Source organism: bacterium (assembly GCA_028820935.1).
GTDB lineage: Bacteria > Actinomycetota > Acidimicrobiia > Spongiisociales > Spongiisociaceae > Spongiisocius.
The window spans coordinates 21,296-29,306 of record JAPPHZ010000005.1; the positions used below are offsets into that span (position 1 = coordinate 21,296).

At 62.7% G+C, this 8,011-nt stretch carries 7 protein-coding genes; 5 read left to right on the forward strand and 2 right to left on the reverse strand.

Annotated features, from left to right (window positions below; genetic code table 11):
* Positions 1–47 precede the first annotated feature (47 nt).
* From OXM57_00510 to OXM57_00520, 3 genes are read left to right on the forward strand one after another with little or no spacing between them, the layout of a single operon-like run.
* Positions 48–293 carry a DUF2188 domain-containing protein gene (locus tag OXM57_00510; GenBank protein MDE0351163.1) on the forward strand — a complete coding sequence of 82 codons (246 nt, stop codon included), beginning with the start codon at positions 48–50 and terminating at the stop codon, positions 291–293.
* 8 nt (positions 294–301) lie between these two features.
* Positions 302–1,303, forward strand: a complete 1,002-nt coding sequence (locus OXM57_00515) for a CBASS cGAMP-activated phospholipase (protein MDE0351164.1) — start codon at positions 302–304, stop codon at positions 1,301–1,303.
* Positions 1,293–2,423, forward strand: a complete 1,131-nt coding sequence (locus OXM57_00520; GenBank protein MDE0351165.1) for a nucleotidyltransferase — start codon at positions 1,293–1,295, stop codon at positions 2,421–2,423. Before OXM57_00515 ends, OXM57_00520 begins: the two co-directional genes overlap by 11 nt.
* Before the next feature lie 862 nt (positions 2,424–3,285).
* On the opposite strand, the gene OXM57_00525 is transcribed toward OXM57_00520, so the two are convergent.
* Both OXM57_00525 and OXM57_00530 read right to left on the reverse strand, forming a co-directional pair.
* Positions 3,286–4,176: a NotI family restriction endonuclease gene (locus OXM57_00525; protein MDE0351166.1), complete on the reverse strand. Its 891-nt coding sequence runs from the start codon at positions 4,174–4,176 to the stop codon at positions 3,286–3,288.
* Between the two features lie 6 nt (positions 4,177–4,182).
* A complete protein-coding gene (locus OXM57_00530; protein MDE0351167.1) occupies positions 4,183–4,608 on the reverse strand; it encodes a hypothetical protein in 426 nt (141 codons plus the stop codon).
* Between the two features lie 1,803 nt (positions 4,609–6,411).
* On the opposite strand from OXM57_00530, the gene OXM57_00535 reads away from it, so the two are divergent.
* Both OXM57_00535 and OXM57_00540 read left to right on the forward strand, forming a co-directional pair.
* A complete protein-coding gene (locus tag OXM57_00535) occupies positions 6,412–6,669 on the forward strand; it encodes an AlpA family phage regulatory protein (GenBank protein MDE0351168.1) in 258 nt (85 codons plus the stop codon).
* Between the two features lie 713 nt (positions 6,670–7,382).
* Positions 7,383–7,991 carry a hypothetical protein gene (locus OXM57_00540; GenBank protein ID MDE0351169.1) on the forward strand — a complete coding sequence of 203 codons (609 nt, stop codon included), beginning with the start codon at positions 7,383–7,385 and terminating at the stop codon, positions 7,989–7,991.
* Positions 7,992–8,011: the final 20 nt, after the last annotated feature.

Sequence of the window (8,011 nt, forward strand, 5' to 3'; positions counted from 1 at the left end):
GTACTCCGATAGAGAACAGGAAGGTCCCGTTCGGGAACGGAGTAGAGATGAGTTCGCGGAACGAACGACACGTAACACCACACCCAGCGGGGGGCTGGCAGGTAACCCGTCCGGGCGCCGCCCGGGCAATTGCGCGCACCGAAACGCAAACGGAAGGGATCGACCGAGCCAGGGAATTACTCCGCAACGACGGCGGCGGCGAGTTGGTGATCCATCGGCCCGATGGCCGGATACGTGACTCGGACACGATCTGGCCGGGCAATGATCCGTTCCCGCCGGCCGACACCCGGTAATAGCTTCCATGAGTGTGCCAGAGCTCACCTCTGCTGGACCGCCGGATCCCTGCGTCCCGGTCCTACAGGTCCTCGCTCTCGACGGCGGCGGACTACGTGGGATCTTCACAGCGGCAACACTGGCCGCTTGGGAGGAAGACTTCGACACCCCGATCGCGGATCACTTCGATCTGATTGTCGGGACCTCGACCGGCGGTGTCATTGCGCTCGCGCTCGGGATTGGCATTTCCCCATCAGATATCCTGTCGATCTACGTCGATCACGGCGACCACATCTTCCCTCCAGCACGGCGAACACGCCGCGGATTGTTGCGTCGGCTTCGCCGAGCGAGATACAGCGCCAACAAGTTGCGCGCAGTGCTGAAGGACTCTTTCGGTGATCGGACTCTCGGAGACTCGGAAGTGCGACTCGCGATTCCGAGCTACGATCTAGCCGCTGATCACGTCCATCTATTCCGTACCCCGCACCACCCAGATCTCCGACGCGACTGGCGAGTGCCGGTCGTCGACGTCGCGTTAGCTACCACCGCTGCCCCAACCTTTCTCCCCGCCCACCGGATGGAGGCGCACCGTCTGATCGACGGTGGTGTATGGGCTAACAACCCGGCGCTAGTCGGCGTGGCGGAATGCTTCGATCGCCTCGGTGGAGAACGCGGCCACATTCGCATCCTCAGCGTAGGCACCAGTAGCGAGATCCGCGACCGGCGACCCTCCCTCGACAATGGCGGCCTGCTCACATGGCGCTCCGACAGTCTCAATGTGATGCTGCGAGGACAGTGCCTCGCGGCGACTAACCACGCTCGACTCATTCTCGGGCGACACAACTTGCTGCGGGTGGACGTGTCGACCCCCGTGGGCCTTCACACGCTCGACCTGGTGACCCCACGGGACCTGATCGGACGCGCCCGCGCCGAAAGCCGCACCCGGTCGCCGGCGCTGGCAGATTTCCTCACGCACTCCCCCTCCCCGTACAAGCCTTACTATCGGAAGGAACACCACGATGGCCAATAACAACCTCCGGTTGATCTCACAACTGCTCGGCTCGTCGGTCGAGGCGCTCGACATCTCGGCCGAGCAGTACGAACTCGCGGTTCGTCGATACAAAGACCTCGGCTCGTGGCTCGTAGCCCAAGGCATCGGTGATCCAGACGTGTACCCACAGGGATCCTTCCGGCTGGGAACGGTCGTGCGACCAACCATCGACAGCGACTTCGACATCGACCTGGTCTTCCTCCGATACGTCGCCAAGGAGTCAATCACCCAGAACGAACTCCGCGCCCAGGTGGGGAAGCTGCTCCGGTCCTACATGCGAACTCGCGGAGACGAGAACGGGAATCCAGGCCTCGAGGAGAAAGGCCGCTGCTGGACACTTGTCTACGCCGACGATGAGTTCCACATGGACGTGCTACCGGTCATACCCGATCCTGACGGTGACGACACTGCCATCCTGCTCTCCGATCGTGACCTGCGCCAGTGGCAACACAGCAACCCCATCGGATACGCCGACTGGTTCTGGAGATCCATGGGAGACGCCGTTGAGATCGGTAGAGTCCAACTGGCGGCCACCCTCAGCCGAGACGTCGAAGACGTACCCCGCTGGCTGGTCCGGACCCCACTGCAGCGTGTGGTCCAACTCCTCAAGCTGCACAGAGACACGTTCTTCCACGACCAGCCTCGCAACAAGCCGGCTTCCATTCTCATCACGACTCTGGCGACTCACGCGTACGGCGGCGAGACCGACCTCTACGAGGCGTACCGAAAGATCGCGCACAATCTCCACTCCCACATCGAATGGCGCAACCCCGAGTTCTGGGTTCCGAACCCGGCACACGAGGACGAGAACTTTGCAGACAAATGGAACACGAACCCGGCCCTCAAAGCGCACTTTGACCGGTGGACCCAAGCTCTGATCGCTGATGCCGACCGGTGGATCGTCGGTGCTGGCGTTGATGAAGCGGTACGGTCACTCAGCACCTCCCTAGGAAATGCACCGGTGGAAGCAGGAGCGAAGCGCGTGGCGACCAGGCTCTCCTCCGCGACAGCAGCCGGTGCCCTCGCCGTCACCCAGTCAGGGAAGTTGACACACGGGCGGGGCACCAAAATACCCCGCCACGACTTCTATGGCCAGTAAACGCCTCCCCCAACTCTTCCAAGAGATCAACCTGCTGCGAAGCCACTATCCCCACGGCACCACGAAGCTGAAGGCGGGGACACTACGATGGACTGGAGACCTCCAGCCGACCGAGATCAGCAACCCATACCTCGTGGTTGTGCGATACGCGCCACCGAAGCCTCCCCACATCACAGTACGCCGTCCCGGGTTGGTTGTCGATGCCAACGGCCACCTTCCCCACACTTTCTCTGACGGCAGCCTCTGCCTCTACAAACCCGGCCAGTGGACCCATGGCGATCGAATCGCCACCACCATCCTCCCATGGACAAGTGAGTGGCTGCTTCACTACGAATTCTGGCGCGCGACCGGAGAATGGTACGGGAGCGGCGGCAATCACACCGGTCCGGTCGACCAACCGACCAAGCGGCCCAACGACCACCCACGGGGTCGGGGTAACGCGCGCGCCCGACGTCGGACCGAGGCGAGATTCTCCTGCTAACTGCGATCAACTGACGGGCTCAGCAGGTTCGCTTCAAGCGGGCCAGCAGGCTATCTAGGCTTGCTACCGTAGGGACCATTGCGCTACCAGTTTTGGAGCCTTCGACGCCATGCTCGGGCAGGTGCGCGACTGGGTGAGGGTTCGGCGACAGTCACTCAGAGGCCAGGAACTGTTCGACGGGCGTTGCCGCGCAGGCCGGCGCCGGGAGCACCGCCATCTTTCGGCTTTCCCGACCATCCCTAAAGGTAAGGTGTCGTACGACCCACCCGATCTGATGGCGACTCCGCTTCTAGACTCCCGACGGAACAGTCCGCAATGGTCCTTCCGGTTCGTACCTCCGTCTATGGCGGAACGTCCCGAACCCTGATCCTTCAGGTTCGGTTAGTTCTGGTCGAGTGGTCGGAGTTTCGAACGGAGGGCGTGCTCGAACGCGTGCCGGGTCATGGGGTCTGCAGCCAAGAGCCGGTCCTCGGATTCTTCCAGGGTGAGCATTTCCCAGTGGTGGCGGCGCAAGGTGAGCTCTCCCGCTGGGTTGGACTCGAGCCGGGTTACCAGCCATATGATGTCGCCTTCGTTGAGATCCTGGCTGGGGGCATCGCTGGGGCCGCCAATGGTGGAAAAGAATGGTTTGTCGACGGCTACCGCCAGTTTTGCTCCCCATCGGCGCAGTGTCGGTACCTCGATGGACAGCTGAGGCATGAGACGTTTAGCGCTTGACGACCGCCAGTCCGGGCGGCGTACCCGCAGCGGGAACGGTGGTCTTTCGTCCGTTGCCCGCTGAAGGGCAGCGAACTCTTCGGGCATCCCTCGACCGGAGAAGTAGACCGCTTGGATCTCCAGCCCATGCCACCGCAGGCCGGTCACGGCGTCGTGGCCGACCACCAGGTCAATCTTGCCCGCCGGCTTTCCGTCCTTCTTGACCATGAAGGGGATCTCTCGCGCTACGAGAATCTCGGTCGCGGGGAATCCTGCGATCTCGGCCAACCACCTTATGGCCAGAGCGGATTGCTCAAAACGCTTCGGACACGTAATGACCGGTTCACCAACCGGCGCACCTACGTACCCTTCGTCGTTTGTGTACCGCTGTATCGAGCATACACCCCCTTTTTTTGAGCAGTTCGGTGCTCCCTTCTGAAATGGGCACACCGGGGTCTCGCTGCGCATTCGCAGCTGGGCGTGGTGGGCGAACTCTGCCCTCTGTTCGGGGTCAAGCGACAGGAACGGACGGCCGTACCATTCCGCTATGCCGTAGCGTTCACCGGATCGGGGCATCTGCCCTCAACTGAAGAGGCGCCGGCGGCTGATGACCAACTCCGGCAGCCTTGAATGGTGGGTGTTCTTCATCATGACCTCCGCCGCGTGGAAGCCGAACTCACCGATCAACTCCACGATCTCCGGCGCCTTGTCGTAGGTCATCAGAAAGTCGACACTCGACCCTGCGAGGGTCTTAAAAAGTGCCCGATGGTCGATGACGTGGTGCGTGTACAGACGTTTGCCAGCGCTCTTGCCGCCGGCGGTATAGGGCGGATCGACGAACGCCACCGTACCCGGCAAGTCGGCCACCGCCTCAAGCACCGCCATCCCATCCCCCTCGCAGAACGCAATCCGGTCGGATTGGTCTTCGATATCTGCCAACCGCCTTATCAGCGTCTGGGCGTACCACCGTGAAGCCACACCCTTGTTGTTCTCCCCAACCCGAGACAACGATGCTCCTGCGGCGAGGATCCCGCCCCGCCGCGTGCGGTTAAGGACAAGGGTACGGAAGCCATGAGCCAAGAGATCCCGAGGCGCTTCCGAAGCCAACGCATACACATTGGTCCGGGTCGGCTCGAAATCCTCCACCAACCCCCTCAAATCCTCTCCGTGTCGGAGAACACAATGCCAGAAGGCCGCAACGTCGTGATCGAGCTCCACCATCAGGCACCGTTCCACCAGACGCTCAAACGCCGCGGTAAGCGACACCGTAGCACCCCCGCAGAATGGCTCCACAAGCAGATTCGGGCGAGGCTGCATCGGCTCAAGCCACGCCCGAACATGAGGAATCAACCATGTCTTGCCGCCTGGATACCGCAACGGGGACCGCTGAGGCACAGTCGCCACATTCACAGCGGGGATCGAAGAAACCGGAAACACCCAGACCCCCTCTCAAAGTCGCTATCTGACAACTATCGTAACCAGCGCCGCAGACACGGCGGGGAAATCCCCGCTAAATCGGGCCACCTGGCCCTGATACCGCGAAGGCCCCGAAAGCGGCGGACATGCTTGAAGCACATCTTGCGATAGGTGCCATGGGGCTCTAGGAGGCTCAGCCGGCCGTGTCCTCGCATAGGCACCGGCGTATCCAACGGAAGAGCGCGAACGCCCTGGTCAGAGGGATACGCGACCGCGATCCGCGGCCGGATGCGGTGGGATACGCGACCGCGATGCGCGGCCGGATGCGGTGGATACGCGACCGGGCGCTCTTTTGCGGCCGATACCACCGTCTCAGCGGGCATCGGTGGAACGTAGTCGCCATCTGCCGGGTGCCGCCAGTTTCTGAGGATACGGATCAGGCATTGGGGGCGGGGGACGTGGACCAGGTGGGCCTTTAGCGTCAGCACGGCATGGCCGAGATCTTCGGCGGGCGCTTAGTACACGGCTCCCATGCGGTGTGACGCTGGCTCGGAGCTGATAAGCCTGTGCCATGAACAGGCGCGTTGCCTTCAGAAAGCCGCTGGTGGGACATATGTCCTCCACCCCAGGGGGACATATGTCCTCATTTTAATGAAAACTTGGCTTCGCCTTTCAACCACAGTTGACGCCCCTCGCGGGACATATGTCCCCTCCCACCCGGACATACGTCCCCACCCTTAGTTCGGTCATCTTGGCATCCACCCCACCGCAGCTAGCTTCCCGCTCCCCGACCGGCCGATTACCGCACCGCCTTCGCTGTTCTCCCTTGCCAGTGCTACTACCCGCTTCCTCCCTTACTAGACGCTGACAAAACCCCTGGTAGAGGCGTCTTGAGCGCCTCCAGGATCTGCACCCTTCCCCGGCCAACCCGGCGTGCCTACCGTCTGTTGGCCACTCCGCCTCGGTCGGTGGCCGCGGTGCTACCCCCAAAAGGGCCTCTGCGGGGACGTGTGTCCCCCTTGGGTGGCGTGCGACGAAGAACAGATCTCCCCGACAGCACCGGGGGCCGGCTGCCGGCCCCCGGTGCCGCCGACCCCCAACGTTGCTGCGAGCACCCTCGACCCCTGTTCGGGCGCTGGTAAAAGCCCAGGTCAGGGGGATGCGCGACCGGATGCGCGACCGTTGGGGTGTGGATGCGCGACCGCTCGGGGGTGGATACGCGACCGGTTGCGGTTGAGCGCGACCCCTTGGGGGGTGGATCCGCGACCGGGTTCCGGATCGCCTTGGGTATGTTCGATGACAACCAAACGCCCGCGACGATCCCATCGGATAGGAGACCACAGACTGAAGGGCTGGCACAAGAGCCCGGGCGTTGCGCAAGAGAAGGGAATGCGGATGAGAAACCAAACCCACCGCAGCAGGAAGCCGAGTTCCAGGCGTCGACGCTCGGTGTCGCCTCCTGGGAGTGGGCGGGTGGTGAGACTGCCCGAAGTGCTGGAGATCACCGGGTTGAGCAGGACCACGATTTGGCGTCGGGAGCGGGACGGGTCGTTCCCTCCGCCGATCCGTATCGGCGGTGAACGCACCCGGGCGGTGGGTTGGCGGGAACAGGACATTTGCGACTGGATCGATGGTCTGTCCCCCGCAGCGTGACTACCCACCCGGCGCCGACGCTCAGACTGGGTCGCTCCGACAGCGGGGCCATCTCGCCGGAATCCATCAGAAGTCGGCCCGCAACCAGCACACATTCCGCCACGGCCATGACTCCCGACGCGCGGAGCTAGGGGGCTAGCGCCTGGTCCGCCACGCCGAGGGCATCCTCGTCGGAGGCCAGAGCTATCGACTCTGAGGCGAACACAAGGAGGTCACCGACTAGACCGCGCAGGTTGTGAGCGACCACAACCGCGCGACTTTCGCCCGGCGTTGACACACTTGGCTGTATGGACCTTGGTGGTCCAAGCGGGAGTCAGACAGATCACTACGTCCACCGTGGTCCGTGCTGTCCCGATCGATCTGACCGCAATAGCGGCAACAACCGTCATCTCGGCATGGCAGCCACGTTCGACCCCTCCGGCAGGTCCACTCCGCGGCCGTTGTGCCGCGTCTGTTGGATGACCTGACGCTCCGGTGGAAACACGTGCTCTACCGCGGTCAGTCCCTCCGCTGGAGGGGACTCAGAGGCGAGTTAGGCAGGTCATCTGTCCCAGACAGCCAGCGCCCTAGTCGTCCCTGCCCTGGCGCTCGCCCCTTGGGGCCAAGGAAATGAACCCGCCCATGAAGGAGGCGCTGTGACCATTATGCTTGGGGGTCTCTCGCTGCGGAGGCTGAGCAGGTAGAGGGGCTGAATTGGAACCAGGAGTTATCAAATGAGCGAGCCTGTGCCCGAAGGAGGTCAACACAGAGTCAAAGCGGATAGGCTTCGGGAACTGTCGGATGCGGAGTTTGTCGAGCTACTGAGGGAGACCCACGGGGACCGTGGATGGACCATTGCGCAGCTAATCGAGTTGGAGAGACGTGGAACTCACCTTGTTGAAGGGGATCCCTTCTTGTTCCAAGCCTTTGAGGAACAAACGCGTAAGGTCAGGGATGCCCTCGGCACGCTTGCGGCGGGTGCCTTCTCCGGGCTTGAGGAACAACAGCGAGCGGTCGGGGATGTCCTTTCCGGGTTTACAGAACAGTGGAGCTCGATCAGGGAGCGGATGGCGGATCTGGCCCCTGTGTTCCCAAAGACACAATTCCCCCTCGTGTCACCACCACCGTCGGAGCTAGATCCTTTACTGCCAGAGTTCGAGAGTTTGCCACGGCTGCCGCCCCCACCCTCGCTGGAGATGCAGGTAGCGCAGATCGAGGTATTGAGCGAGATCCGCCAGGAGATCCAGAATGCCCGCAAGCGTGACTGGGTCGACTGGCTGAACGTGGGCCTGGTAGCAGTCGCCGCTCTAGTGATGGCGATCAGTGAGATTCCCCGGAGTTGATCGTCGAAGTTCCCCACCCC

Coding starts and splice junctions, on each gene's coding strand:
- OXM57_00510 (MDE0351163.1), top strand. CDS start 48: ATGAGTTCGCGGAACGAACGACACGTAACACCACACCCAGCGGGGGGC.
- OXM57_00515 (MDE0351164.1), top strand. CDS start 302: ATGAGTGTGCCAGAGCTCACCTCTGCTGGACCGCCGGATCCCTGCGTC.
- OXM57_00520 (MDE0351165.1), top strand. CDS start 1,293: ATGGCCAATAACAACCTCCGGTTGATCTCACAACTGCTCGGCTCGTCG.
- OXM57_00525 (MDE0351166.1), bottom strand. CDS start 4,176: ATGCCCCGATCCGGTGAACGCTACGGCATAGCGGAATGGTACGGCCGT.
- OXM57_00535 (MDE0351168.1), top strand. CDS start 6,412: ATGAGAAACCAAACCCACCGCAGCAGGAAGCCGAGTTCCAGGCGTCGA.
- OXM57_00540 (MDE0351169.1), top strand. CDS start 7,383: ATGAGCGAGCCTGTGCCCGAAGGAGGTCAACACAGAGTCAAAGCGGAT.